This window comes from Bradyrhizobium sp. USDA 4516, from assembly GCF_054055915.1.
Genome location: NZ_JBSRXT010000001.1, coordinates 1,100,638 through 1,125,962 on the forward strand (window position 1 = coordinate 1,100,638; position 25,325 = coordinate 1,125,962).

Below are 25,325 nucleotides of genomic sequence, written 5' to 3' on the forward strand. Positions count from 1 at the left end.
GCATTTCGTACTGAAAAATGAGAAGAAATGGCCTGCCGATGGCCAGTCGCGCTGCCGCTCATTCTCCGGATTTCGGCGCAACCGGTGGCAGCTCGCCGCGCAATCTACATCAGACCCGCGGCAAATAAAATCGCGTTTCTGCTCTGCGACGAAATCTCTCCTTGGTCGATGCGGCACTGAAGGGCAGCGCGCCTGACCCGACCGACGAACGCGATCCATCCGAGCCCGCCGAGTGACGCGTCGGCGCCCGCTAGGCGGTGGCGGGACAACGCCTTGCAAACGAGGGCGATCTGCCTCAGTGTCCGGCGCCCGCCATCAAGAACAAGCGAAAGAAAACTCATGAAGCATCGCGCGCTCGGCCGCTCCGGCCTCACTGTCCCTCCCCTGTGCTTCGGCTGCAATGTATTCGGCTGGACCGTGGACGAGACGTCGTCGTTTCGCCTGCTCGACACCGTGCTCGATCAGGGGCTGACATTCCTGGATACGGCGGATGTCTATTCACGCTGGGTGCCGGGCCACAGCGGCGGCGAATCCGAGACCATCATCGGCAAATGGATGAAGGCGCGCGGCAACCGCAACCGCGTCATCCTCGCCACCAAGGTCGGCATGGACATGGGAGGCGGCAATGTCGGGCTGAAGCCGGACTACATCGCGCGCGCCGTCGAGGATTCGCTGCGGCGGCTACAGACCGATTTCATCGATCTCTACCAGTCCCACAAGGACGATGAGACGACACCGCAGGAAGAGACGCTCGCGGCCTACAACAAGCTGATCAAGGCCGGCAAGGTCAGGGCCATCGGCGCCTCGAACTTCTCGGCGGAGCGGCTCCAGAGTGCGCTCGACATTGCCAAGGCGAACGGGTTGCCGCGCTATGAGAGCATGCAGCCCGAATACAGCCTCGCCGAGCGCTCGAGCTACGAAGGCGCGCTGCAACGCGTCTGCGAGGCGAACGACGTCGGCGTGATCACGTTCTTCTCGCTCGCCGCAGGATTTTTGACCGGCAAATATCGCTCGGAGAGCGACTTCGCCAAGAGCCCCCGCGGTGCACGCAGCATCCCAAAATACATGAACCCGCGCGGCATGCGCATCCTGGCCGGTCTTGACGAGGTCGCCGCGGAAACCCGCGCCGAGCCGGCCGCGGTCGCGCTCGCCTGGCTGATGGCAAAACCCTCCGTCACCGCGCCGATTGCCAGCGCTACCAGGCCCGAGCAGGTCGCAACGCTGGTCGCGGCGACCGAACTTGAGCTGAGCAAGGATCAGGTCGAACGGCTGGACGCCGCGAGCGCGTAGCAGCTGCCTTCACTTCACCTCGCCCCGCGTGCGGGGAGAGGTCGGAACGCATCGCTAGATGCGTTCCGGGTGAGGGGGAGCTTCCGCGAGTGCAGCTATCGCCGTATTTGCGGAGACAGCCCCTCACCCCAACCCTCTCCCCTAAGAACGCAGGGGTGTCCGGGGAAATTCAGGCATAGCGGAGCTCCATCTGGTCAGGTGAGATGGTTGATTTCCGACGGCTGGGGTTGATGGGCGGAGGTTTGTCGATGGCAGCGAGGGATCGACGCGTGAGCAGGAGCTGGCCGACGAGTTCGGCGAACCTGAGCGGGAGCATTTTGATGCAGTTGGTGTGAGCGGCGATGCGCAGCAGCAGGTAGGCAATCATCGCAGCGAGCACCTGAAGGCGGATCGCGTTGTCGTTGGCGCCGAGGAACTTGCGAATATCGAGATGCTGCTTGATCCAGCGGAACAGCAGCTCGATTTGCCATCTGCTCTTGTAGAGGGCGGCGATCTCGACGGCGCTACGGGCAAGGTCGTTGGTCAGGAGTGTGATCTTGCCGCCTTTCTCGCGTCTGATCTTGATGCGGCGGAGCGGGATTGGAAGGCGCGAATCGCCCTTGCTGGTGAGCTTCACCTCGTCATCGGCAAGGATTTCGAAGCCATCCCCGTTACGCTTGCGGATGGCGCGATGCCTGAGCGAGCGAAGACGGATGCTCGTCTTCGCCCGGGTAACGAAGAAAGCCTTGCTATCATTGATCTTCTGCCACCAGTCGAAACGGCAATAGCCCTTGTCAAACACATAGGTGGTGGCGGGCTGGATTGGGGTCTGTCGGCCGATCTCGATGTCATTGACGTTCGCGGCCGTCATCTCGACGCAGGTCGGGACATCGCTCCTTGGGTCGTAGACGACATGCAGCTTCATGCCGCGGATGCGGCCGTTCCACGTCGCCCAACTGCAGACCTTGCCGAGCGGGATCGGACTGGCGTCGATCAGACGCACCATCTCCATGCCTTCACTCCGCAGCTGGCGACGCGCCATCGCCGACAGCGCCGCAAAGGTTTGCGCGAAAATGCCGATCGGACGGCGGGCATTGGCATCGGACAACGTCGAGCGCGACAGCTTGCCGGTTCCCAAGTGATAGTGATGCTGCGAATTGGCGTTGAAGCCAGTCACTACCCCGCGCAGACTGCTGTTGCCGCTAAGCTGGGCATAGATCAGCGCCACCAGATGATCCCAGCTCCTGAACGACTTGTCGTAGGCATCCCCGTCCAGACGATCCACAACCGTCTGAAACTGCCGTCGATTGATCGGTTCAAGCAGCCTTCCAAAAATGCTACCGCGATATCGCATGCTCGGCCCTCTGTGTCTCGACAACCAGAAAAGACCGATTTGCCTCGGTCCTGCCGAGCATGCACCGCGACACAGTGAATCATTCCCCGGACACCCCTGCTAAGAACGGGGCGAGGGAGCACACCGCCTTCGCGGCTACGGCTTGGTCTCACCCTACCCCCACGGGCCGCGCTGGCCGGATCCGCCCCACGGGCTGCGCGGCGGATAGCTTCCACCGGCCGGGCGCGGCGCGGTCTGGGTGCCGAGCTCGGCGGCGAGCTGCTGCAGCGCGGCGATGCGGTTCGCGGTCGAGGGGTGGGTCGCGAACAGGTTGTCGACGCCGTGGCCCGACAGCGGGTTGATGATGAACATGTGCGCGGTGGCCGGATTGCGCTCGGCCTCCATGTTCGGCACCTGATGCGCGGCGTTCTCGATCTTCGCGAGCGCGGAGGCAAGCCACATCGGCTGACCGACGATGCGCGCGCCATAATTATCGGCGGCGTATTCGCGGGTGCGGCTGATCGCCATCTGCACCAGCATGGCGCCGAGCGGCGCCAGGACCATCATCGCGATCGAGCCGACAATGCCGGGGCCGTTGTTGTTGCGGTTGCCGCCGAAGAACATACCGAACTGCGCCAGCATCGAGATCGCGCCGGCGATCGTCGCCGTGATCGTCATGGTGAGCGTGTCGTGATGCTTGATATGCGCAAGCTCATGCGCGATCACGCCGGCAAGCTCCTCGCGGCTGAGTTGCTGCATCAGGCCCGTGGTGACGGCGACCGCCGCGTTCTCCGGGTTGCGGCCGGTCGCGAACGCATTGGGCTGCGCCTCGTCCATCAGGAATACGCGCGGCATCGGGAGAGCGGCGCGCTGTGCGAGCTCGGCGACGAGATTGTAGAGTTCGGGCGCCGAGCCCGCATCGACCTGATGGGCGCCGTACATCGACAGCACCATGCGATCGGAATTCCAGTAGGTGAACAGATTTGTCGCAGCCGCGACCATCAGCGCGATCACGGCGCCGGTGCCGCCGCCGATCAGATAGCCGACCCCCATGAACAGGGCGGTGAGGCCGGCAAGCAGGAGCGCGGTGCGGAAATAGTTCATCGTTGTTCCCTCACGGCGAGCGGAATGCTGCCACAACTGACGCCGCTGAGGTAGGGATTTTGCCGCAGAAGCCGCAAGGGGAACCAGTGCGTCGCAGCGACGCGGCGCGGGTTAATGATTGGTCATGTGCGGCGCCGTCCGTAGCCCGCATGAGCGAAGCGACATGCGGGGTAAGACCGGTCCCGCATGTCGCTTCGCTCATGCGGGCTACGATCTCTCGCTACGCCGCCGGCTCCTGTGCAATCACCGCCCCCTCCTCGCGCAGCGCGACGCGCAACATGCGGGCGAGCTCGGCGCGGCTGTAGGGTTTTGCCAGGAACAGGATGCCCTGCTCGAGCTTGCCGTCCTGATCGATGGCGTCATCGGTATAGCCCGAGTGAAGAGGACGCGCAGGCCCGGGCGGCGCTTCCGCGCCTCGGTGGCGAGGTCGCGTCCGTTCATCGCGCCCGGCATGATGACGTCGGTGAACACAGATCGATCGGCGCGCCGCTGTCGAGCACGGCAAGGGCTTCGCTCCCATTATTGGCCGACAGCGTGGTCGGCTGCAGCGGCTGCTTGCGCGCGAAGGCGAGCAGATGCCGCGTCAGCGATGCGCCGCGCTCGGCGGCGTCGCGGATCAGCGCGGTGATCTCCGTGAGCTGGCGGTTGTGAGTGACCGCCTCGGCCAGGATGTCGATCGTGCCGGTGATGACGGTGAGGATGTTGTTGAAGTCGTGCGCAATGCCGCCGGTGAGCTGGCCGACCGCTTCCATCTTCTGCGCCTGGCGGATCTTGCTCTCATTGGCCTCGGCCTCGCGAAGGCGCTCGAGCAGGAATTCCGATCGCTGGCGCTGGCGTCCCTCCTCGGCGAGCGCGACATGGGCCTCGCGCAACTGCTCTTCGGTCGGGATCGCGAGGATCCGCGGGATCAGCGGCCAGAGCAGCACTGCGGTGAAGATCGAGGCGACAGCGGTTAGCGCCTTGAGCAGGCCCTCGAGACCGTAGATCGGCACCCACAGCGTGTAGATCGAGAACACATGGGTGAGGCCGCAGGCGAGGATAAACGTGGCGAACGGCCAGGCCATCCAGCCGAACTGGAAATCGCGCCGCTTGGAGACGAGGATCGCCAGCGCGAACGGGATCGAGAAATACGAAGCGGCAATGATCGCGTCTGAAATCACGTGGAGCCAGATCAGCTCCGGTTCCCACAACAGGCAGATGCCGCGCGGCGAAAACGTCGACGAATCCAAAAGACGCTCGAGAAAACTCCACATGGGTCCCTCCCGGCGTGATCGATCCGCCGACACCCCTGCCCGCGAATCACCGGCCGATCATAGCGGTGGCGGCTCAACCTACCTCAGCCCAATTGGTCTAACGGCGCTACCCCCGTTGTTGCCCGGTGTCGCCCTGGTGTATGCAGATTGGGCTTCAATTCCCCTTTTTCCAGCCGGTGACATCGATGCCAGCCTCTCCCCTCCGCGCCCCGATCATGATCGCAGCGATCGCGGGGGCGCTGGCGCTCTCCACCCTCGCCTCGGCGCAGCAGCCGTTGCCCAGCCCCTTAAATCCCGCGCCGGTCAGGCCGCGCCCGGCCGCCGTCGCCTCGCCGCGGGCTGCGTCCTGCCACAACGGGCAAAACTTCGATCGCTTCCTCGCCGAGCTGAAGCAGAAGGCGGTCGCCGCCGGCGTCTCGCAGCGCACGATCGCGGAGGCCGCGCCCTACCTGATCTACGACCAGGGTATCGTCAACCGCGACCGCGGCCAGCGCGTGTTCGGGCAGATCTTCACCCAGTTCGCCGGCCGCATGGCCGCGAACTATCGCATGCAGCAGGGCCAACAATACCTCCGGACCTATGCCGCCGCGTTCGCGCGCGCCGAGAAGGAGTATGGCGTGCCGCCGGCGGTGATCGCCGCGTTCTGGGGACTGGAGAGCGATTTCGGCGTCCAGATGGGCAATTTGCCGACGCTGAAATCGCTGGTGTCGCTGGCCTATGATTGCCGCCGCTCCGAGATGTTCCAGGGCGAGACCATCGCCGCGCTGAAGATCATCGAGCGCGGCGACCTGACGCCCGACGAGATGATCGGCTCATGGGCCGGCGAGCTCGGTCAGACGCAATTCTTGCCGACGCATTATTTCAACTACGCGGTCGACTATGACGGCGACGGCCATCGCAATCTCCTGCAAAGCGGCCCCGACGTGATCGGCTCGACCGCGAACTACATCGCCACCGGATTGAAATGGCGGCGCGGCGAGCCGTGGCTGCAGGAGGTGCGCGTGCCGCAGGCGGCAAATTTCCCGTGGGACCAGGCCGACCTCACCATCAAGCTGCCGCGATCGAAATGGGTATCGCTTGGCGTCAGCTTGACCGACGGCAAGGCATTGCCGAATGACGAGATGCCGGCCTCGCTGCTGCTGCCGATGGGCCGGATGGGTCCGGCGTTCCTCGCCTATGCGAACTTCGCCGCCTACACCGAGTGGAACAACTCGCTGATCTATTCGACCACCGCCGGCTATCTCGCCGGCCGCATCGCGGGCGCACCGCCGATGCAGCGGCCGCACGGTCCGGTCGCGCAATTGCCGTTCAATGAGATCAAGGAGCTGCAGGGACTGCTCGCGCGCGCCGGCTACGACGTCGGCAAGATCGACGGCGTGCTCGGACAGGCAAGCCGCAGCGCGGTGAAGGCGATGCAGATGAAATACGGCCTGCCGGCGGATTCCTGGCCGACCGCGGAGCTCCTGGCGCGGATGCGCGGCGGGCCCCGCACCCAGCCGGCCGCCGATGCCGCGGCACTGGGGACGCGGTAGAGCAAACGCCCATTTTCCGTAGCCCGGATGCAGCGCAGCGAAATCCGGGACAAGCCCCGATGCGCCTCCCCGGATTGCGCTGCGCTCCATCCGGGCTACGCAGACTCTGGCGATCCGTCATCCTGAGGTGCGAGCGGAGCGAGCCTCGAAGGATGAATCGGCCACACTGGGGCCGTGCATCCTTCAAGACGCGCTTCGCGCTCCTCAGGATGACGGGATCAAGAATGCCGCCCGCGCGAAATATTTGACCAAGTGTTACAGCCGCCCGCAGTTGTATTCTTCCCCTTGCCGCCCCACTTGCAGCATCGCCGTTCGGTAACATCCGGATTTCATCAGAACAGGGAGCATCACATGTCCTTTCATGACGCCGTCGTCCCCGCCTACCTGCAGATCCTCAACAGCCTCACCGGCGAGCTGACCAAGGCCGAGGCGCATTGCGAAGCGAAGAAGATCGCGCCCGAGGTGCTGCTGGGATCGCGGCTCTATCCCGACATGCTGCCGCTGACCAAGCAGGTGCAACTTGTCTGCGATCACGCCGCACGGGGCTGCGCGCGGCTGACCCATAGCGACGTGCCGTCGACGCCAGATACCGAGAAGAGCATCAGTGAACTGAAGCAGCGGCTCGCCAGGACGATTGACTATGTGAAGTCGTTCAAGCCGGCGCAGTTCGACGGCGCCGACGCCAGGGACGTCACCTTCCCGATCGGCCCCGATCGCACGATGACCCTGAAGGGTCAGCAATTCCTCAGCGCGTTCTCGTTCCCGAACTTCTATTTCCACGCCGTGACCGCGCACGACATCCTGCGCCACAACGGCGTCGAGATCGGCAAGCGCGATTTCCTCGGCGTCAGCTGACGCGCTTCGGCGATCCATATTCCCCGCGACGGGATTTTCGCTTCACGCCCTCGCCCGTGCTACTGCTCCCTGACAACAACAAGACGTCAGGGAGCACGCCATGTCGACAACAACCCACGCACCGAAAGCCATCGATCCGTCCGCTTCGCTGCATGCCGAAGCGCTCGGACTGGCGAAGAACCACGGCCGCCTCGCCGGGCGGCGCGTCATCGTGGTCGGCGCGGGACAGCGCACAACCGTGGATGAAGCCCCGCCGATCGGCAACGGCCGCGCCATGAGCGTGCTGTTCGCGCGCGAGGGCGCGTCGGTCGCCTGCCTCGACGTCAACAAGGACGCCGCCGACGACACCGTCGCGCAGATCACAGGCGAAGGCGGCAAGGCCTTCACCGACGTGGTCGATGTCGCCGACGTCGCGGCGATCGCGCCCGCGGTCGAACGCTGCGCGCAGCGGCTCGGCGGGCTCGACGGGCTGGCGCTCAATGTCGGCATCTCCTCCGGCCTGTCGCTGCCCAAGATGACGGCCGAAGCCTGGGACCGCGACTATGCCGTCAATGTGCGCAGCCACATGCTGTTCGCGCAGAAGGCGCTGGAGGTGATGGCGCCGGGCGGCGCGATCATCCTGATCTCCTCAATGGCGAGCCAGCGCGCCGGCGGCCGCAACCCGGCCTATGAATCCTCCAAGGCGGCGCAGATCGCGCTGGGGCGGGCGATCGCGCGGGCCGGCGAGGACAAGGGCATTCGCTGCAATGTGATCGCGCCCGGCTTCATGGACACGCCGATGGGGCGCGACGCCAGCCGCAGGCGATCGGACCGCGCCGTGACAGTGCCTTTCGGCCGCCAGGGCACCGGCTGGGAGGTCGCCTATACTGCGCTGTTCCTGATTTCGAATGAATCCTCCTACGTCAACGCGCACACCTTGTTCCTCGATGCCGGCCACATGGGCGGAATTGTGCGCGGCTAGTCTGCGGAGCGCGAATGCCTCGGGCATTGCGCTCGTCGCGGCAATGCACAATTGTCCTTCATCAGTCATTCTCTGGAACATTTACATGAGCCAATCGACCAAACTTCTCGAGCCCTACAAGCTCGGCGCGCTGACGCTGCCGAACCGCCTGGTGATGGCGCCACTGACGCGCAACCGCGCGGTGCCGCCCGGCATGGTGCCGAGCCCGCTCGCGGTGGACTATTACGGCCAGCGCGCCTCCGCCGGCCTTCTGATCACCGAGGCGAGCCAGGTCTCGCAGCAGGGCCAGGGCTATCAGGACACGCCCGGCATCTATTCGAAGGAACAGGTCGAGGGCTGGCGCAGGGTCACCGATCGGGTGCATGAGCGCGGTGGCCGCATCTTCATCCAGCTCTGGCATGTCGGCCGCATCTCGCATGTCGCACTGCAGCCGAACGGCGGCGCACCGGTGGCGCCGAGCGCGATCAAAGCCAAGACCAAGACCTTCGTGAACGGCACGTTTGCCGACGTGTCCGAGCCACGCGCGCTCGAATTGTCGGAAATTCCCGGGATCATCGAGGACTTCAAGCGCGGCACGGCGAATGCGCTGGCGGCCGGCTTCGACGGCGTCGAGATCCATGGCGCCAACGGCTATCTGCTCGACCAGTTCGCCCGCGACGGCACCAACAAGCGCACCGACGCTTATGGCGGCGGAATCGAGAACCGCGCCCAGCTGATGCTGGATGTGTCCAAGGCGGTCGCCACCGAGGCCGGCGCCGATCGCACCGGCATCCGGATCTCGCCGGTGACGCCGGCCAACGACATCACCGACTCCAATCCGCAAGCGCTGTTCGACTACATCGTCGACCAGCTCAGTGCGCTGAAGCTGACCTATCTCCACGTCGTCGAGGGCGCAACCGGCGGCCCGCGCGATATCGCGCCGTTCGACTACGCCTCGCTGCGCAAGCGCTTCAAGCAGGCCTATGTCGCCAACAACGGTTACGACTTCGCGCTGGCGGAGAAGGTGCTGGAAGCCGGCGCGGCTGACCTGATCGCGTTCGGCAAGCCGTTCATCTCCAACCCCGATCTGGTGGAGCGGCTCAAGACCGGCGCGCCGCTCAACGAATGGGACAAGGCGACCTTCTATGGCGGCGGCGCCAAGGGCTACACGGATTATCCGACGCTGAAGGCGACCGAGGCGGCGGAGTAGGGAGCGCTCCTCTCTCCACATCGTCATTCCGGGGCGATGCGACGCATCGAACCCGGATTCTCGAGATTCCCCGGTGCGCAGTTGCGCACCTGAGGTCTGGTGCTTGCGCACCATCCCGGAATGACCTGGCAATCAGCAAAAAGGCCGGGATCGCTCCCGGCCTTTCGTCGTCTTCGGATGGCGTGGGCTGGTACGCCTTCTTGCGCCTTACTTCGCTTCGGCGCGCTTCGGCGGGTTGGCCGGCCACGACTTGATCAGCGTGTCGTAGTCGATCGTCTCGCCCTTCGGCTTCTCGTTCGCGAGCTTGCGCTGCGGAGCGATGGTGCCGTCCTTCTCGGCCTTCTTGTACCAGAACTCGGCGGATTCCTTCTTGTTCAGCTTCGGTCCGCAGGCGCCCTGCACACCGGACTTCTCAAGACGCTCCATCACCGAATCCTGGGCCGCGGCCAGCGCGTCCATCGCCTGCTGCGGCGTCTTGGTACCGGACGACGCATCGCCGATGTTCTGCCACCACAGCTGCGCGAGCTTCGGATAATCGGGCACGTTGTTGCCGGTCGGGGTCCACTGCACGCGCGCGGGCGAGCGGTAGAACTCGATCAGGCCGCCGAGCTTCGGCGCACGCTCGGTGAACGACTTGTCCCAGATATCGGACTCACGGATGAAGGTGAGACCGACATGGCTCTTCTTCAGCGACACCGACTTGGAGATGATGAACTGCAGATAGAGCCAGGCTGCCTTGCGGCGATCCGGCGGGGTCGACTTCAGAAGCGTCACGGAGCCGGCGTCCTGATAGCCGAGCTTCATGCCTTCCTTCCAGTAAGCGCCGTGCGGCGACGGAGCCATACGCCACTTCGGCGTACCGTCCGCGTTCATCACGGCGATGCCCGGCTTCACCATGTCGGCGGTGAAGGCGGTGTACCAGAACATCTGCTGGGCGATGTTGCCCTGCGCCGGCACAGGACCTGCTTCCGAGAAGGTCATGCCCTGGGCCTGCGGCGGGGCATACTTCTTCAGCCAGTCGAGATATTTGGTGATCGAGTAGACCGCGGCCGGGCCGTTGGTGTCGCCACCACGCTCGACCGAGGAGCCGACCGGACGGCAGCCTTCCATGCGGATACCCCACTCGTCGACCGGCAGGCCGTTCGGGATACCCTTGTCGCCGTTGCCGGCCATCGACAGCCAGGCGTCGGTGAACCGCCAGCCGAGCGAGGGATCCTTCTTGCCATAGTCCATATGGCCGTAGACCTTGACGCCGTTGATCTCCTTGATGTCGTTGGTGAAGAACTCGGCGATGTCTTCATAGGCCGACCAGTTCACGGGCACGCCGAGCTCGTAGCCATACTTGGCCTTGAACTTGGCCTTGTACTCGGGGTTGGTGAACCAGTCGTAGCGGAACCAGTAGAGGTTCGCGAACTGCTGGTCGGGCAGCTGATACAGCTTGCCGTCCGGCGCCGTGGTGAACGACTTGCCGATGAAGTCGTCGACGTCGAGCATCGGGTCGGTGACCTCCTTGCCCTCACCCTTCATGTAGTCCGACAGGATGATGGTCTGGCCGTAGCGGAAGTGGGTGCCGATCAGGTCGGAATCGTTGATCCAGCCGTCATAGACGTTCTTGCCCGACTGCATCTGGGTTTGCAGCTTCTCGACGACGTCACCTTCCTGGATGATGTCGTGCTTGAGCTTGATGCCGGTCAGTTCGGAGAACGCCTTGGCCAGCGTCTGCGATTCATATTCGTGCGTCGTGATCGTTTCCGAGACGACGTTGATCTCCATGCCCTTGAAGGGTTCGGCGGCCTTGGCGAACCACTCGAGCTCCTTCTTCTGGTCTTCCTTCGACAGCGTCGAGGGCTGGAATTCCGCGATCCACTTCTGGATCACGGCATCGTCGGCGGCGCGGGCCGGCGTGGCGACCGCGAGCGAAGCCGCGATCAGCGCGGCGGCGCTGGTCATAGTCAAAAGACTATCCTTTGTCGTTCTCAAATGTCGCATTATGATTCCTCCGGTTGCAGCGACAAACAAAACCCCAGGCCCGGGTTGACCCCGGATCTGCTCTTCTTCGCTTTCGTCAGACGGTGCGAAAGATCGCCACGGCTGAAAGAAGCGAAATCAGCGTTGCGAGCCACAGGCTCGAAATTTCCACGCCCTCGCCGATTGGCAGGGTGAGGATCGGATCGGTGCCGACGAGGCCGATCCACAACAGGTGGATCACCGCCGCCAGCACCAGCGAAATGAACAAACGATCGCCGCGCGTGGTCGGGATGCGCAGCACGCCGACCCGCTCGGCCTCGGGATAAACCGCCGCGAGCCAGGTCATCACGCCGAGCGTCGAGGCCAGCAGCACGAAGAAGATCGCGGTCGGCAGCGTCCAGGCCATCCATGCGATGGATTCCATGATCGCCTCCTAGACCCGGCCGAGCGCGAAGCCGCGCGCGATGTAGTTGCGGACGAACCAGATCACCAGCGCGCCCGGAATGATGGTGAGCACGCCGGCGGCGGCGAGCAGGCCCCAGTCCATGCCGGCCGCCGAGACCGTGCGCGTCATGATCGCCGCGATCGGCTTGGCCTGCACCGAGGTCAGCGTGCGCGCGAGCAGCAGCTCGACCCAGGAGAACATGAAGCAGAAGAAGGCGGCGACGCCGATGCCGCTTGCGATGAGCGGCACCAGGATCTTGATGAAGAAGCGCGGGAACGAATAGCCGTCGAGGAACGCGGTCTCGTCGATCTCGCGCGGCACGCCGGAGACGAAGCCTTCGAGGATCCACACCGCCAGCGGCACGTTGAAGATGCAGTGCGCGAGCGCGACCGCCCACGGCGTATCGAACAGGCCGATCGCCGAATACAGGTTAAAGAACGGCAGCGCGTAGACCGCCGCCGGCGCCATGCGGTTTGACAGCAGCCAGAAGAACAGATGCTTGTCGCCGAGGAAGCGGTAGCGCGAGAACGCATAGGCCGCCGGCAACGCCACCGCGATCGAGATGATTGTGTTGAGCACCACGTATTCGAGCGAATTGATGTAGCCCGAATACCAGCTCTCGTCGGTGAAGATGCGCTTGTAGTGCTGCAGCGTCGGCGTGTGCGGCCACAGCGTCATCGTCGAGACGATCTCGGCGTTGGTCTTGAAGCTCATGTTGACGAGCCAGTAGATCGGCAACAGCAGGAAGATCAAAAACAGCGCCATGATCAGGCGGCGGCCGGGGATCGAATGCATCACGCCGCTCCTTCCTTGGCCGGACGCTCGGAGCCGGCATTGACCATCACGGTGTAGAATACCCAGCACACGATCAGGATGATCAGATTGTAGACCAGCGACAGCGCCGCGGCCTTGCCGAGGTCGAACTGGCCGAGCGCAATCTTGACGAGCTCGATCGAGACGAAGGTCGTCGAATTGCCGGGGCCACCGCCGGTGACCACGAACGGCTCGGTGTAGATCATGAAACTGTCCATGAAGCGCAGCAGCACCGCGATCAGCAGCACGCGGTTCATCTTCGGCAGCTGGATCGCCTTGAACACCGCCCAGCGCGAGGCGCCGTCGATCTGCGCCGCCTGGTAATAGGCGTCGGGGATCGACTTCAGCCCGGCGTAGCAGAGCAGCGCGACGAGGCTGGTCCAGTGCCAGACGTCCATCACGATGACCGTGACCCAGGCGTCGACCTCATTGGACACGTAATTGTAGTTGAGGCCGAGGTGGTTCAGCACATAGCCGAGCAGGCCGATATCGGGCCGGCCGAAGATCTGCCAGATGGTGCCGACCACGTTCCACGGAATCAGCAGCGGCAAGGCGAGGATGACGAGGCAGGCCGCGACGCTCCAGCCTTCGCGCGGCATCGACAGCGCGACGATGATGCCGAGCGGCACCTCGATCGCGAGGATCACCGCAGAGAAGAACAGGTTGCGGCCGAGCGAGGCCAGGAAGCGCCCGCCGAGATCGGTCGATGGATCGAGCAGCTCCTTGAACCAGCCGACCCCGTTCCAGAAGAACTGGTTGTTGCCGAAGGTGTCCTGCATCGAATAGTTCACGACGGTCATCAGCGGCAGCACCGCCGAGAACGCCACCACCAGGAACACCGGCAGCACCAGGAACCAGGCTTTTTGGTTGATCGTCTTGTCCATCAGGCGACCCCCTCCACCAAATGGCTGTCGGCATAGACGTGGACGTGCGCGGGATTGAAGATCAGCCCGGCGGTGTTGCCGGAGACCGAGAAGCCCGGCGGCACACGCGCGGCGAATTTGGTATCGCCGACCCGCACGCGGGCGAACTGGATGCGGCCGAGATCGTCGATCCGCTCGATGCTGGCCGACAGCAGCCCTGACGCCGGCGCCGCGACATCGACGAATTCCGGCCGCACGCCGATCTCGATCTTCTTGCCCGCAGGCAGCACACCATAGTTTCGATGCAGGCCGATGACATGGCCGTCGACCCGCGCCTCGTGACCACTGACTTCGGCGGGCACGATGTTCATGCCGGGCGAGCCGATGAAGTAGCCGACGAACGTATGCGCCGGCTTGTCGAACAATTCGGCCGGCGTGCCGCTCTGCACCACGCGGCCGTCATGCATCACGACGACGGTGTCGGCGAAGGTCAGCGCCTCGGTCTGGTCGTGGGTGACGTAGATCATCGTGAGGTCGAGCTCGCGATGCAGCGCCTTCAGCTTGGAGCGCAGCTGCCACTTCAGCTCGGGATCGATCACCGTTAGCGGTTCGTCGAACAGGACGGCCGCGACGTCGGAGCGCACCAGACCGCGGCCGAGCGAGATCTTCTGCTTGGCGTCGGCGGTGAGCCGTGTCGCCTTGCGTTTGAGATAGGGCGTGAGGTCGAGCAGATCGGCGATCTGCCTGACGCGCGCGTCGACCTCGGCCTTCGCGACGCCGCGATTCTTCAGCGGGAAGGCCAGGTTCTGGCCGACCGTCATGGTGTCGTAGATCACCGGGAACTGGAACACCTGCGCGATGTTGCGCTTCTGCGTCGACAGCGGCGTGATGTCACGGCCGTCGAACAGGATCTTTCCGCGCGACGGCGTCACGATGCCGGAGATCAGGTTGAGCAGCGTGGTCTTGCCGCAGCCGGACGGCCCGAGCAGCGCATAGGCGCCGCCCTGCCGCCAGGTCATGGTAACCGGCTTCAGCGCAAAGGATTCCTGCGGCGCGTCGTTGCCGCCGTAGGAGTGCGCGAGATCGACGAGGTCAATGCGGGCCATGAAGCATCTCCCTCACGTGCCGTTGCCGGCTGACGCGTTTGCAGCGCGAGCACTGCGATGCACGTTGCCCGAAAACGAGGTCGCGGGCGATGCGACGAGGCGGTCGGCGGCGTCGAACACGAAGATGTTGTCGGGATCGAGCGCGGCATCGAGCACCTGCCCGGGTTCATATTCGTGCACGCCGTGGAGAACCGCGACCCAGTTCGAGCCGTGGACATGGACGTGCACAAAGCTCTCCGACCCGGTGATTTCGGTCACCGTCACCGCGGCGGAAAATTTGTGGCGGCCGGCCGCGACGTTCCCGACCTCGAGCTGGTGCGCGCGGAAGCCGGTCCGGTAGCGGCCATCGGGCAGATTGGCATAGAGGCCGACCGCGGGCGCCTGCTCGCCGCCGGCATAGATCACTTGCGCGCCCTTCTTCTCGATGCCGATGATGTTGAGCGGCGGATCGGAAAACACCTGGGCAACGCGCAGCGTGTCGGGATGGCGGTAGACCTTCGGCGTCGCGCCGGTTTGCAGCGCCTGGCCTTGCCACATGCACACCGTGTCGCCGCCGAGCAGCAGCGCTTCCGACGGTTCGGTGGTGGCATAGACGAAGATCGCGCCGGAGGCCTCGAAGATGCGCGGCAGCTCGGCGCGCAGCTCCTCGCGCAGCTTGTAGTCGAGATTGGCGAGCGGCTCGTCGAGCAGCACGAGGTCGGCGCCCTTGACCAGCGCCCGCGCGATCGCGGTGCGCTGCTGCTGGCCGCCGGAGAGTTGCAGCGGCGTGCGCTTCAGGAACGGCTCGAGCCGCAACAGGCCGGCCGCTTCCGCCACCCGCCGCTCGATCTCGGCGCGCGGCTTGCCCTGCACGCGCAGCGGCGAGGCGATGTTCTCGTAGACCGTCAGCGAGGGATAGTTGATGAACTGCTGATAGACCATCGCGACCGAACGCTGCCGCACGTCGGCGCCGGTGACGTCCTTGCCGTCGACCAACACGCGGCCGGTGGTCGGCTTGTCGAGGCCGGCGAGCAGCCGCATGATCGAGGTCTTGCCCGACAGCGTCGGCCCGAGCAGCACGCTGAGCGTGCCACGCTCCAGCGTCAGCGACACGTCGCGGATGGTCGGAATGCCATCCACGGTTCGCGTGACATTCTGCAATGTGACACTCATGCCCGTCCTCCCGCTTCGCGGAGGGGACGTTCACCGGACACGCGGTTGGCGAGCATCCACTCGTCGAGCGCGGCGATTTCACCCGCCGTCATCCGCAAGCCCAGCTTGGATCGTCGCCAGACGACATCGTCCGCAGTCCGAGCCCATTCGTTCGCCATCAGGTACCTGACTTCGCTTTCCGTCAAGGTGGCGCCGAAGGAGCGGCCGAGATCGGCCGTCGATGTTGCATTGCCCAAGACTTTGCTGGCGCGCGTGCCATAGGCATGCGCGAGACGATTGGCGTGCGATTGCGCGAGAAACGGATAGGTGCGGATCAATTCGGCGCTCAGCGCCGCGACCGCGGATACATCCATGTCGCCGCCGGGCAGCGGCGCCTTGCCGGTCCAGCCCTCCTGCGCCTTTGTGCCGCGGAGATAAGGCGACAGCCGCTCCAGCGCCTCTTCGGAGAGGCGGCGATAGGTCGTGATCTTGCCGCCATAGATCGACAGTAGCGGCGCACCGCCGGGCGTATCGAGCTCGAACACATAGTCGCGAGTCGCGGCCTTGGCTTCGCTGGCGCCGTCGTCATAGAGCGGACGCACGCCGGAGTAATTCCAGACCACGTCCTCGGGCTTCACCGGCTTGGCGAGATACGCGCTGGCGGACGCGCAGAGATATTCGATCTCCTCCTGCGTCGCCTTCACCTTGGCCGGATCGCCGTCATAGTCGCGATCGGTGGTACCGATCAGCGAGAAGTCGCCCTGATAGGGAATGACGAAGATGATGCGGCCGTCGGCGTTCTGGAAGATGTAGGCGCGGTCGTGGTCGTAGAGCTTCGGCACCACGATGTGCGAGCCCTGCACCAGGCGCACCTTGGCGCGCGCGTTGACGCCGGCGCCCGAGGCGAGAACCTGTTCGACCCAGGGACCGCCGGCATTGACCAGCACGCGTGACTGGATCGTGTCGCGGGTACCCGTGACGCTGTCCTCGACCGTGACGTGCCAGACGCCGTCGACTTGCCTGATCTCGACCGCGCGGGTGCGGGTGCGGATCTCGGCGCCGCGATCGGCGGCATCGCGCGCGGTCAGCGCAACCAGCCGGGCATCGTCGACGAAGCAGTCGGAATATTCGAAGCCCTTGGTGTAGCGGCCCGGGATCAGCGGCTTGCCGACCGCGTCGCGCGTCAGATCGACCGAGCGCGTCGCCGGCAGCAAATGCCGGCCGCCGATATGGTCGTAGAGGAAGAGGCCGAGCCGCAGCAGCCAGGCCGGACGCAGGCCGGCGTGGTGCGGCAAAACGAAACGTAGCGGCCGAATGATGTGGGGCGCGATCTGCCAGAGGATTTCGCGTTCGATCAGCGCCTCGCGCACCAAACGAAACTCGTAATATTCGAGATAGCGCAGACCGCCATGCACGAGCTTGGTCGACCAGGACGACGTCCCGCTAGCCAAGTCATTCATTTCACAGAGGAAAACAGAGTTACCCCGGCCCGCCGCATCGCGTGCGATGCCGCAGCCATTAACGCCGCCTCCAATGATGGCGAGGTCGTAAATCTGGTCCAAAGAACGCTTCCCCCGGCAACCGCCTTCGCTTTGACGGTTTTACTTTCGTATTGGAGTAAATCACAACCAAAAACGAAAGCAAAGTGAAAATGGGGAACTCGGGCTGGGGATTCTTTGGGCGGGTGATTGCGGCTGGGGGCAGGTTACGTTCGACGCATCCGGTACTAGACCGTCACCCTGAGGTGCGAGCCTTGCGGCGCAATTGCGCCGCTGGGCAAGCCTCGAAGGGGGCGCGGCCCAAATGTGGCCGTTCACCCTTCGAGACGCGCGCAAGAGCGCGCTCCTCAGGATGACGGGGAAAAAGCTGTGCGAGGATGATGCCTCAGCAGCGAGATCGCAAACTACGCGCTGCGCAGCGCCGCGGGTGCCGCGTCGGCGGCGTTGTCGTCGAGATCGACTTGCGGCTTGTCCATCGCGACGACCACCTCGATACCGCGGCTATGGCAGATATTGGCGAGGCCCGCAGGAAGCGGTGAATCGGTCACGAAGGTCTGGATCTGGCTCATATGGGCGATCCGCACCGGCGCGCTGCGGCGGAGCTTGGTCGAGTCCGAGACCAGCATCACGTTGCGCGCATTGGCGATGATCGCCTGCGCGACCTGCACCTCGCGATAGTCGAAGTCGAGCAGCGCGCCCTCCTCGTCGATGGCGGATGCGCCGATGATGGCGTAGTCGACCTTGAACTGGCCGATCAGCTGGGTCGCGGTGGAGCCGACCACGGCGCCGTCGGCGCGGCGCACCGTGCCGCCGGCCACCACCACCTCGATGCGCGGATGGCGGTACAGCAGCATCGCGACGTTGAGGTTGTTGGTGATGACCAGCAGGTCCTCATGCGAGGTCAGCGCGCTCGCGACCTCTTCTGTGGTGGTGCCGATATTGATGAACAGCGAGCAGCCGTTCGGAATCCGTGCCGCCGCGGCAGCGCCGATCGCCTTCTTCTCCTCGGCGGCGACGAAGCGGCGCGCCTCGTAGGCGAGGTTCTCGACGCCCGAGGCGATGATCGCGCCGCCATGGATGCGGGTCAGCGAGCGCTGGTCGCAGAGATCGTTGAGGTCCTTGCGGATGGTCTGCGCCGACACCTCGAACCGCTTGGCGAGGTCTTCGACCATGACCCGGCCGAACGCGCGCGCGATGTTGAGGATTTCAGTCTGGCGATGGGAGAGTCCGGCCACGGCGGCCCCCTTGAAACGGCGAGTCGCCCATGGTGCGACCGTTCGGCACGGAGGTCAACGTGCAGTGCCGGGTCAGGGAAGGCCTGGGCGAAGGTGGACGCTTCGCCCGGGCCATGCGCAATGACGCGAAGGCGTTCTACGATGCCATCTGCATGGATTGACCGGCGAGCAGCCGGCGCGCCGCGCGCTCGGCCTCGCGCGCATTGCGGAAGATCTGGCCTTCAAGGCGGTCAAAAAGGTGCGATGCAGCAAAGAACTGATAACCACGCGTATCGCGCACCACGATACCCGCCGTCTGCGAACTCACTTCGATCACGTAACTGTCGGACATTGTCAGCCTCGGTTTGACTTCGGCCCGACAACGGAGTCGCTGGCTGTTTGTTCCTCGATTATTTTGCGCGGCGAAGCGCCAAAAACTCCGGGTTTTTGCAATCAAACCACGCTCCGGACCCAGTTTCGACGCGTTTCCTTTCCCACCGAATCAGCGGCACTGGCGCGCGAAAAATGTCAGGTTTCGATCGTCGCGCCGTCGCGCTGAATCGGTTGCGGATGGCCCTGCTCGTCGATCGAGACATAGGTGAAATTGCCGTCGGTCACGAGGATCGACTGCTGCTCGCGGCGGCGCAGCACCCAGGCCTCGAGATGCACCGTGATCGAGGTGCGGCCGATGCGCACCAGATTGGCGTGGACGGAGACGAGATCGCCGACATTGACCGCCTTGCGGAAGTTCATCGCGTCGATCGCGACCGTCACGGTGCGCGACTTCGCCACCTTGGAGGCGAACACGCCGCCACCGAGATCCATCTGGCTGAGCAGCCAGCCGCCGAAGATGTCGCCATTGGCATTGGTGTCGGCCGGCATCGCCAGCGTGCGGATGCAGAGATCGCCCTTCGGCTCGGCGTCGTTGCTCAGCGGCGCGTGAGCGTGGGCGGCGGTCACTTGCGAGCCGGTCCCTTGCGAATCGCTCACTTGAATGCCTCCCAGCCGGGATCCGGCGCAAATCGTCCGCCGAACTTGCGCATCAAGGCCTGCATGGCCGACACCACATCGTCGACGCCGCGGCTGCGCGCATAGTTGAGCGGGCCGCCGCGGAACGGGGCATAGCCGGTGCCGAAGATCATCGCGCCGTCGACCATATCGGGATTGTCGACGATGCCCTCGCGCAAGGCGGCGACGCAGACATTCGAGATCGGCAGCACCAGGCGGTCGATCATCTCATCGGTGACCCGGGGACCGGTCTCCGGCAGCGGCGCCTTTTCCGCCTTGCCGTCCTTCCAGGTGTAGAAGCCCTTGCCGGTCTTGCGGCCGAGCTCGCCCTTGGCGACTTTTTCGCGCAACCACGCAGGCGTCGGCGGCAGCGTGTCGCCGAACTTCGAGCGCAGCATGTCGCCGACATCGAGGCAGATATCGAGGCCGACCTGGTCGGCGAGTTCGATCGGCCCCATCGGCATACCGAACTCGACGGCGGCCGCGTCGATCAGGCGCTGGTCGGTCTTCTCGTCCAGCATCATCATCGCTTCCAGCATGTAGGGCGTCAGCGCGCGGTTGACGAGGAAGCCCGGCGAGCTCTTCACCGGCAGCGGCAGGCGGTCGATGGCGCCGACGAACGCGAGCGCCTCCTTGAGCATCGCCGCATCGGTGCCGTCATGGCTGACGACCTCGACGAGTTGCAGCCGCGACACCGGATTGAAGAAGTGCAGGCCGAGCAGCCGCTCCGGCCGTGCCAGCGTGGTGCGCAGATCCTGCAGCGGGATGCTCGACGTATTGGTGGCGAGGATCGCGCCGGGCTTCATCTTCGGCTCGAGAGAGGCATAGACCTTCTGCTTCAGCTCGAGCTTTTCCGGCACCGCCTCGATGATCAGATCGGCATTGCGGACGCCCTCGCCGTCCATGTCGGGGATCAGCCGGTCGAGCGCGTCGCGCTGGTCGATCCGCTTGCGCATGATCTTGCCGAACAACTCTGACGCTCGTTTCATGGCGCCCGCGATCGGCTCGGCCTTCATGTCGGCCAAGGTCACGAGCATGTCCTGGTTGGCGCACCAGGCCGCGATATCGCCGCCCATCGCGCCGGCGCCGATGACATGGACGTGCGCAACCTTGTTGCCGCTGCCGGCGAGCTTCTTCATCTGCTCTCGCAGGAAGAACACACGGATCAGGTTCTGCGCGGTCGGCGTCACCATCAGATTGGCGAACGAGGCCTTCTCCGCATTCAGCATCGCCGAGCGGTTGCCGGCGTGCTTCTCCCACAGATCGATCAGCGCATAGGGCGCCGGGTAATGCTTGCGCGGCGCGGCCTTCTCGGCCTCGCTGCGCATCCGCGAGGCGAGGAAGCCCCTGACCGGACCAAGATTGAGAATCGAGTTGAGCGCGCCCGGCCTGGCGCGCTTCAGCCGGCCGAACACCGCATCCTTCGCCGCGTTGCGGACATGGCGCTCCTGGGTGACGGCGTCGACCAGGCCGAGCGCCTTGGCGCGGCGCGCGTCGATGGTCTTGCCGGTCAGCATCAAGGTCATCGCCTGCATCGGGTTGACCAGCTCGGTGAAGCGCACGGTGCCGCCAAGACCTGGATGCAGGCCGAGCATCACCTCTGGGAAACCGAACCTGGCATCGTCGATCGCGATCCGCATCTGGCAGGCCAGCGCGACCTCGAGGCCGCCGCCGAGGCAGAAGCCGTGGATGACGGCGACCGAGGGCACGCGCAGCGCCTCGAGCCGGTCGATCACCGCATGGGCGCGGCCGATCGCGGTCTCGACCGCGCTGGAATCGCTGGCGCCGCGAAACTCATTGACGTCAGCGCCGGCGATGAAGCCGCTTGGCTTGGCCGAGCGCACCACGAGACCCGTCGGCCGCTGGTTCTCCAGCGCCGCGACGATGGCATCGAGCTCCTCGAGTAGATCGGCGGACAGCGTGTTGGCGCTGGCGCCGGCGCGGTCGAACAGCAGCCAGGCGATACCGTCGTCATCGCGCGTCAGCTTGAAATTCTTGTAGGGACTGTCGGCGGCAGGCTTCGGCCCGAGTTCGAGCACGCGGCCGGAGAGAACGTCCATGATCCGTGAATCCATGATCACACCGTCTCTATCAACATCGCGCCGCCCTGCCCGCCACCGATGCATTCGGTGGCGACGCCGCGCCTGGTGCCGAGCCGCTTCATCGCATTGACCAGATGCAGCACGATGCGGTTGCCGCTGGTGCCGACCGGATGGCCGAGGCTGATCGCGCCGCCGTCGACGTTCAACTTCGCGCGGTCGATCTCGCCGGCCGCGCCATCGAGGCCAAGGATCTCGCGGCAGAATTTTTCGTCGTTCCATGCCGCGAGGCAGCCCAGCACCTGGGTGGCGAAGGCCTCGTTCAGCTCCCAGGTCTCGACATCCTGCAAGGTCAGGCTATTGCGCTTGAGCAGCGCGCTCGCCGAGAGCACCGGGCCGAGGCCCATGATCGAGGGATCGAGCGCCGACCATTGGCTGTCGAGGATGACGGCCTTCGGCGTCAGCCCGTGCTTGGCCACCGCCTTCTCGGACGCCAGGATCACCCAGGAGGCGCCGTCGGTGATCTGCGAGGAATTGCCGGCGGTGACCTGGCCCCACGGACGCTCGAACACCGGCTTCAGCTTCGCCAGGGTCTCGGGGGTCGAGTCCGGGCGGACACCGTCGTCATGGTCGAAGAACTTGCCGTCGCGGGAGAACGCGGTCTCGACCTCGCCCTTGAGAAAGCCCTGCTTCTGCGCGTTGGCCAGCCGCTGATGGCTCTCGGCAGCATATGCATCGGACTGGGCGCGGGTGATGCCGAAGAGATGACCGACCTTCTCGGCGGTCTGCCCCATGTTGAGCTCGGTGATCGGGTCGGTCAGCCCGCGCTCGAGGCCGATGATCGGCTTGAAGTAGCTCGGCTTCACCTTCAGCGCCGCGGCGATCTTGGCGCCGAGCCCCTTGGCGCCGGCGAAGCCGGCAAACCAGCGCACGCCCGAATTGGGCCAGACCAGCGGCGCGTGGCTCAAGGCTTCGGCACCGCCGGCGAGGATCAGGTCGGAGATGCCCTCGCGGATGTAGCGATAGCCGGTGTCGATCGACTGCATGCCGGAGCCGCAATTGATCTGCACCGTGAAGGCGACCATCTGTTCGCCCATACCGAGCCTGAGCGCCGCAACCCGTGCCGGGTTCATCTCGTCGGCGATCACGTTGACGCAGCCGAGGATGACCTGGTCGAAGGCGGTGGGCGCGAAAGGCTGCCGTGCCAGCAGCGGCCGACCGCATTGTACGGCAAGATCGACCGGGGTGAACGGGCCGGGACCGGAGCGCGCCTTCAGGAACGGCGTCCGGCTGCCGTCGACGATAAAGACTGGTCGCGCCATCAGCTCGCCGCCCTCTGCTCACCAAGCTCCTGGAAGAACTGATGCACGTCGGCGGATTTCTTGTAAATCGGGGACAGCGCCTCCGGCGCAAAATCATCGACCTCGATGACTTTGGCGACGGCCTCGTGGGCAGCGGCAAGCTTCTCGCCGTCGGCCTCGGTGATAACGCCCTTCTTGACCGCCTCCTTCCAGTCATGCAGACGCGCCGCGCGCAGCTGCTTAGCGGCATCCTCGGCCTCGGTGACGAGGCGGAAGGCTTTCTCCAGCCTTGCGATGCCGCCGTCATCCTCGACAAAGGCGAGGTCCGGCGTCAGGCGGTCGCGCGCCGCCGACGGCGACAGCACGAGCTGCGCGCATTGCTGCACGACGCGGTCCGTCGGGCCCGTGACGCGGGCGCCGAACGGCTGGATCAGGAATTTCAGCAGCCAAGCCATCGGGCGGTTCGGCAGATTGGCGAAGATTTCCGCAAAGCGGTTCTCGATGGTCTTGAAGCCGGATGCCATGCACCATTCGAGCGCGGGAAGATCCGCCTTCTGCCGGCCCTCGTCCTGCCAGCGTTTCAAGGCAGCGGAGAGCAAATACAGCTCGGACAGGATGTCGCCGAAGCGTGCCGAGAGCATCTCCTTGCGCTTCAGCGCGCCGCCGAGGGTGAGCAGCGCCATGTCGGCGCACAGCGCGAACGCCGACGAGTAGCGCGACAGCTGGCGATAGAACTCGGTCGCATCGCCGGCATCCGGCGCCGGTGCGAACATCCCAAAACTCCAGCTGCGGCCCCAGGCGCGGAACATGGTCGCGAAGCTGTGGCCGATATGTTTCCAGAACGCGGTGTCGAACGCGGTCAGACCCTTGTCGCGGTCGGTCTCGCCGAGCGCGTTCATCTCCAGCAACAGATAGGGATGCGCGCGGATCGCGCCCTGCCCGAACACGATCAGATTGCGGGTCAGGATGTTGGCGCCCTCGACCGTGATGCCGACCGGCACCGAGCGGTAGAGCCCGCCGAGATAATTCTGCGGCCCGTCGATCACGGCTTTGCCGCCATGGATGTCCATGGCGTCATCGATCGCGATCCGCATCCGCTCGGTGGCGTGCAACTTCATGATCCCGGAGATGACGGCGGGATGATGCCCCTCGTTCAGTGCGGCGCAGGTCAGCCGCCGTGCGGCGTCGAGCAGATAGGCCGTGCCGGCGATACGCGCGAGCGGCTCCTCGATGCCTTCGAATTTCGAGATCGAGATGCCGAACTGCTCGCGGACGCGGGCATAGGCGCCGGTGGTACGCGCGGCATAGGCAGCGCCGGCCGCCGACAGCGACGGCAGCGAGATGCCGCGGCCGGCGGCAAGAGCCGTCATCAGCATCTTCCAGCCCTGACCGAGCCGTGCCTCGCCGCCGATGATGTAGTCGAGCGGGATGAAGACGTCCTTGCCCCAGTTCGGGCCGTTCTGGAACACCTGCATCGCCGGCAGGTGGCGGTGGCCGATCGACACGCCCGGCAGATGGGTCGGGATCAGCGCGACGGTGATGCCGAGCTCTTCCTCGCTGCCGACGAGGTGATCGGGATCATAGGCCTTGAAGGCAAGGCCGAGCAGCGTCGCGACCGGGCCGAGCGTGATGTAGCGCTTGTGCCAGTTGAGCCTCAAGCCGAGCACCTCACGGCCTTCGAAATTGCCCTTGCAGATGATGCCGGTGTCGATCATCGAGGCGGCGTCGGAGCCTGCCTCCGGGCTGGTCAGGCCGAAGCAGGGAATGTCCTGTCCGGAGGCGAGGCGCGGCAGCCATTTGTCCTGCTGCTCCTTGGTGCCGAAGCGCATCAAGAGCTCTCCGGGCCCGAGCGAGTTCGGCACCATCACGGTGACGGCCGCGGTCAGCGAGCGCGACGAGATCTTGCGCACCACCTCGGAATGCGCGTAGGGCGAGAAGCCGAGGCCGCCAAATTCCTTCGGGATGATCATGCCGAAGAATTTTTTGGCCTTGATGAAAGCCCAGACCTCGGGCGGCAGATCGCGCCATTCCCAGTTGATCTTCCACTCGTCGAGCATCCTGCAGAGCTCGTCGACCGGACCGTGCAGGAAGGCTTGCTCTTCCTCGGTCAATCTGGCCGGCGCGAACGCCAGCAATTTCGACCAGTCGGGGTTGCCGGTGAATAGATCGGCGTCCCACCAGACGTCGCCGGCTTCCAGCGCCTCGCGCTCGGTGTCCGACATCGTCGGCAGCACGCCACGCGCCCAGGAGAAGATCGGTTTTGTCATATAGTCGCGGCGGAAGCTCATGGCGGATCCCTCATGAAACGGCGGCGCGGATGGGTGATCTTATCGGAAAGTGCCGTTCACCGGTGAACACTTCGCTTCGCAGATAAAGCGAAATTGACGCGGCCCAGGCGCCATTTTGTTAACGGCACGCCGCGGGTTCAGTTCCGAAAGCTGA

At 64.9% G+C, this 25,325-nt stretch carries 21 protein-coding genes and 2 pseudogenes; 6 read left to right on the plus strand and 17 right to left on the minus strand.

Going from position 1 to position 25,325, the window contains the following annotated elements; all coding sequences use genetic code 11:
- Positions 1-339 precede the first annotated feature (339 nt).
- Positions 340-1,290 (plus strand): aldo/keto reductase, encoded by a 951-nt coding sequence (locus ACVI1L_RS05210; RefSeq protein WP_057016967.1) that lies wholly within the window; start codon positions 340-342, stop codon positions 1,288-1,290.
- Between the two features lie 169 nt (positions 1,291-1,459).
- On the opposite strand, the gene ACVI1L_RS05215 is transcribed toward ACVI1L_RS05210, so the two are convergent.
- The 4 genes and pseudogenes from ACVI1L_RS05215 to ACVI1L_RS05230 all read right to left on the minus strand — a co-directional run.
- Positions 1,460-2,623 carry an IS4 family transposase gene (locus ACVI1L_RS05215; RefSeq protein WP_057015126.1) on the minus strand — a complete coding sequence of 388 codons (1,164 nt, stop codon included), beginning with the start codon at positions 2,621-2,623 and terminating at the stop codon, positions 1,460-1,462.
- A 153-nt stretch (positions 2,624-2,776) separates the two neighbouring features.
- Positions 2,777-3,706, minus strand: coding sequence for a zinc metalloprotease HtpX (gene htpX, locus ACVI1L_RS05220; RefSeq protein WP_028333206.1), 930 nt, complete (start codon positions 3,704-3,706; stop codon positions 2,777-2,779).
- Positions 3,707-4,227: 521 nt separating this feature from the next.
- A pseudogene (locus tag ACVI1L_RS05225) lies at positions 4,228-4,533 on the minus strand (histidine kinase dimerization/phospho-acceptor domain-containing protein); the annotation flags it as partial.
- 120 nt (positions 4,534-4,653) lie between these two features.
- A pseudogene (locus ACVI1L_RS05230) lies at positions 4,654-4,959 on the minus strand (hybrid sensor histidine kinase/response regulator); the annotation flags it as partial.
- A 185-nt stretch (positions 4,960-5,144) separates the two neighbouring features.
- Here ACVI1L_RS05230 and ACVI1L_RS05235 point away from each other — a divergent pair.
- The 4 genes from ACVI1L_RS05235 to ACVI1L_RS05250 all read left to right on the plus strand — a co-directional run bounded on the left by ACVI1L_RS05235 (position 5,145) and on the right by ACVI1L_RS05250 (position 9,496).
- The gene (locus ACVI1L_RS05235) at positions 5,145-6,491 is read left to right on the plus strand and encodes a lytic murein transglycosylase (RefSeq protein ID WP_253625566.1); all 1,347 of its coding nucleotides are present in this window, start codon (positions 5,145-5,147) and stop codon (positions 6,489-6,491) included.
- 351 nt (positions 6,492-6,842) lie between these two features.
- Positions 6,843-7,346: a DUF1993 domain-containing protein gene (locus ACVI1L_RS05240; protein WP_253625565.1), complete on the plus strand. Its 504-nt coding sequence runs from the start codon at positions 6,843-6,845 to the stop codon at positions 7,344-7,346.
- Positions 7,347-7,446: 100 nt separating this feature from the next.
- Entirely contained in the window at positions 7,447-8,307 is an 861-nt protein-coding gene (locus ACVI1L_RS05245; protein WP_229189532.1) for an SDR family NAD(P)-dependent oxidoreductase, read from the plus strand.
- Between the two features lie 85 nt (positions 8,308-8,392).
- Positions 8,393-9,496: an alkene reductase gene (locus ACVI1L_RS05250; RefSeq protein ID WP_057016961.1), complete on the plus strand. Its 1,104-nt coding sequence runs from the start codon at positions 8,393-8,395 to the stop codon at positions 9,494-9,496.
- Between the two features lie 207 nt (positions 9,497-9,703).
- On the opposite strand, the gene ACVI1L_RS05255 is transcribed toward ACVI1L_RS05250, so the two are convergent.
- The 8 genes from ACVI1L_RS05255 to ACVI1L_RS05290 all read right to left on the minus strand — a co-directional run bounded on the left by ACVI1L_RS05255 (position 9,704) and on the right by ACVI1L_RS05290 (position 18,556).
- The gene (locus tag ACVI1L_RS05255) at positions 9,704-11,446 is read right to left on the minus strand and encodes an ABC transporter substrate-binding protein (protein WP_038382516.1); all 1,743 of its coding nucleotides are present in this window, start codon (positions 11,444-11,446) and stop codon (positions 9,704-9,706) included.
- A 115-nt stretch (positions 11,447-11,561) separates the two neighbouring features.
- Positions 11,562-11,888, minus strand: coding sequence for a DUF2160 domain-containing protein (locus ACVI1L_RS05260; protein WP_057016960.1), 327 nt, complete (start codon positions 11,886-11,888; stop codon positions 11,562-11,564).
- Positions 11,889-11,897: 9 nt separating this feature from the next.
- Positions 11,898-12,704, minus strand: coding sequence for a carbohydrate ABC transporter permease (locus tag ACVI1L_RS05265; RefSeq protein WP_028333212.1), 807 nt, complete (start codon positions 12,702-12,704; stop codon positions 11,898-11,900).
- Positions 12,704-13,606, minus strand: a complete 903-nt coding sequence (locus ACVI1L_RS05270) for a carbohydrate ABC transporter permease (protein WP_028338609.1) — start codon at positions 13,604-13,606, stop codon at positions 12,704-12,706. Before ACVI1L_RS05270 ends, ACVI1L_RS05265 begins: the two co-directional genes overlap by 1 nt.
- A complete protein-coding gene (locus tag ACVI1L_RS05275) occupies positions 13,606-14,691 on the minus strand; it encodes an ABC transporter ATP-binding protein (protein ID WP_141340516.1) in 1,086 nt (361 codons plus the stop codon). The genes ACVI1L_RS05270 and ACVI1L_RS05275 overlap by 1 nt, the downstream gene beginning before the upstream one ends.
- A gap of 12 nt (positions 14,692-14,703) precedes the next feature.
- On the minus strand, positions 14,704-15,843 hold the full coding sequence (locus ACVI1L_RS05280) for an ABC transporter ATP-binding protein (RefSeq protein WP_456782438.1): 1,140 nt from the start codon (positions 15,841-15,843) through the stop codon (positions 14,704-14,706).
- Positions 15,840-17,384 (minus strand): glycerol-3-phosphate dehydrogenase, encoded by a 1,545-nt coding sequence (gene glpD, locus ACVI1L_RS05285; RefSeq protein WP_229189533.1) that lies wholly within the window; start codon positions 17,382-17,384, stop codon positions 15,840-15,842. The genes ACVI1L_RS05280 and glpD overlap by 4 nt, the downstream gene beginning before the upstream one ends.
- 341 nt (positions 17,385-17,725) lie before the next feature.
- Positions 17,726-18,556, minus strand: a complete 831-nt coding sequence (locus ACVI1L_RS05290; protein WP_168857237.1) for a DeoR/GlpR family DNA-binding transcription regulator — start codon at positions 18,554-18,556, stop codon at positions 17,726-17,728.
- A 29-nt stretch (positions 18,557-18,585) separates the two neighbouring features.
- Between ACVI1L_RS05290 and ACVI1L_RS05295 the strand changes: the two genes are divergently transcribed.
- Positions 18,586-18,717: a hypothetical protein gene (locus ACVI1L_RS05295; RefSeq protein WP_256521284.1), complete on the plus strand. Its 132-nt coding sequence runs from the start codon at positions 18,586-18,588 to the stop codon at positions 18,715-18,717.
- Here the strand turns inward: ACVI1L_RS05295 and ACVI1L_RS05300 are convergent.
- The 5 genes from ACVI1L_RS05300 to ACVI1L_RS05320 form a co-directional block, all read right to left on the minus strand.
- The gene (locus ACVI1L_RS05300) at positions 18,693-18,887 is read right to left on the minus strand and encodes a hypothetical protein (RefSeq protein WP_057016955.1); all 195 of its coding nucleotides are present in this window, start codon (positions 18,885-18,887) and stop codon (positions 18,693-18,695) included. The two genes, ACVI1L_RS05295 and ACVI1L_RS05300, sit on opposite strands and share 25 nt — an antisense overlap.
- A 176-nt stretch (positions 18,888-19,063) precedes the next feature.
- Positions 19,064-19,495, minus strand: coding sequence for an acyl-CoA thioesterase (locus tag ACVI1L_RS05305; protein ID WP_143270769.1), 432 nt, complete (start codon positions 19,493-19,495; stop codon positions 19,064-19,066).
- Positions 19,496-19,521: 26 nt separating this feature from the next.
- Positions 19,522-21,618, minus strand: a complete 2,097-nt coding sequence (locus tag ACVI1L_RS05310) for a 3-hydroxyacyl-CoA dehydrogenase NAD-binding domain-containing protein (RefSeq protein WP_456782439.1) — start codon at positions 21,616-21,618, stop codon at positions 19,522-19,524.
- 2 nt (positions 21,619-21,620) lie between these two features.
- Positions 21,621-22,904, minus strand: coding sequence for an acetyl-CoA C-acetyltransferase (locus ACVI1L_RS05315; RefSeq protein WP_076826118.1), 1,284 nt, complete (start codon positions 22,902-22,904; stop codon positions 21,621-21,623).
- The gene (locus ACVI1L_RS05320; RefSeq protein ID WP_076826116.1) at positions 22,904-25,171 is read right to left on the minus strand and encodes an acyl-CoA dehydrogenase; all 2,268 of its coding nucleotides are present in this window, start codon (positions 25,169-25,171) and stop codon (positions 22,904-22,906) included. Before ACVI1L_RS05320 ends, ACVI1L_RS05315 begins: the two co-directional genes overlap by 1 nt.
- Positions 25,172-25,325 lie beyond the last annotated feature (154 nt).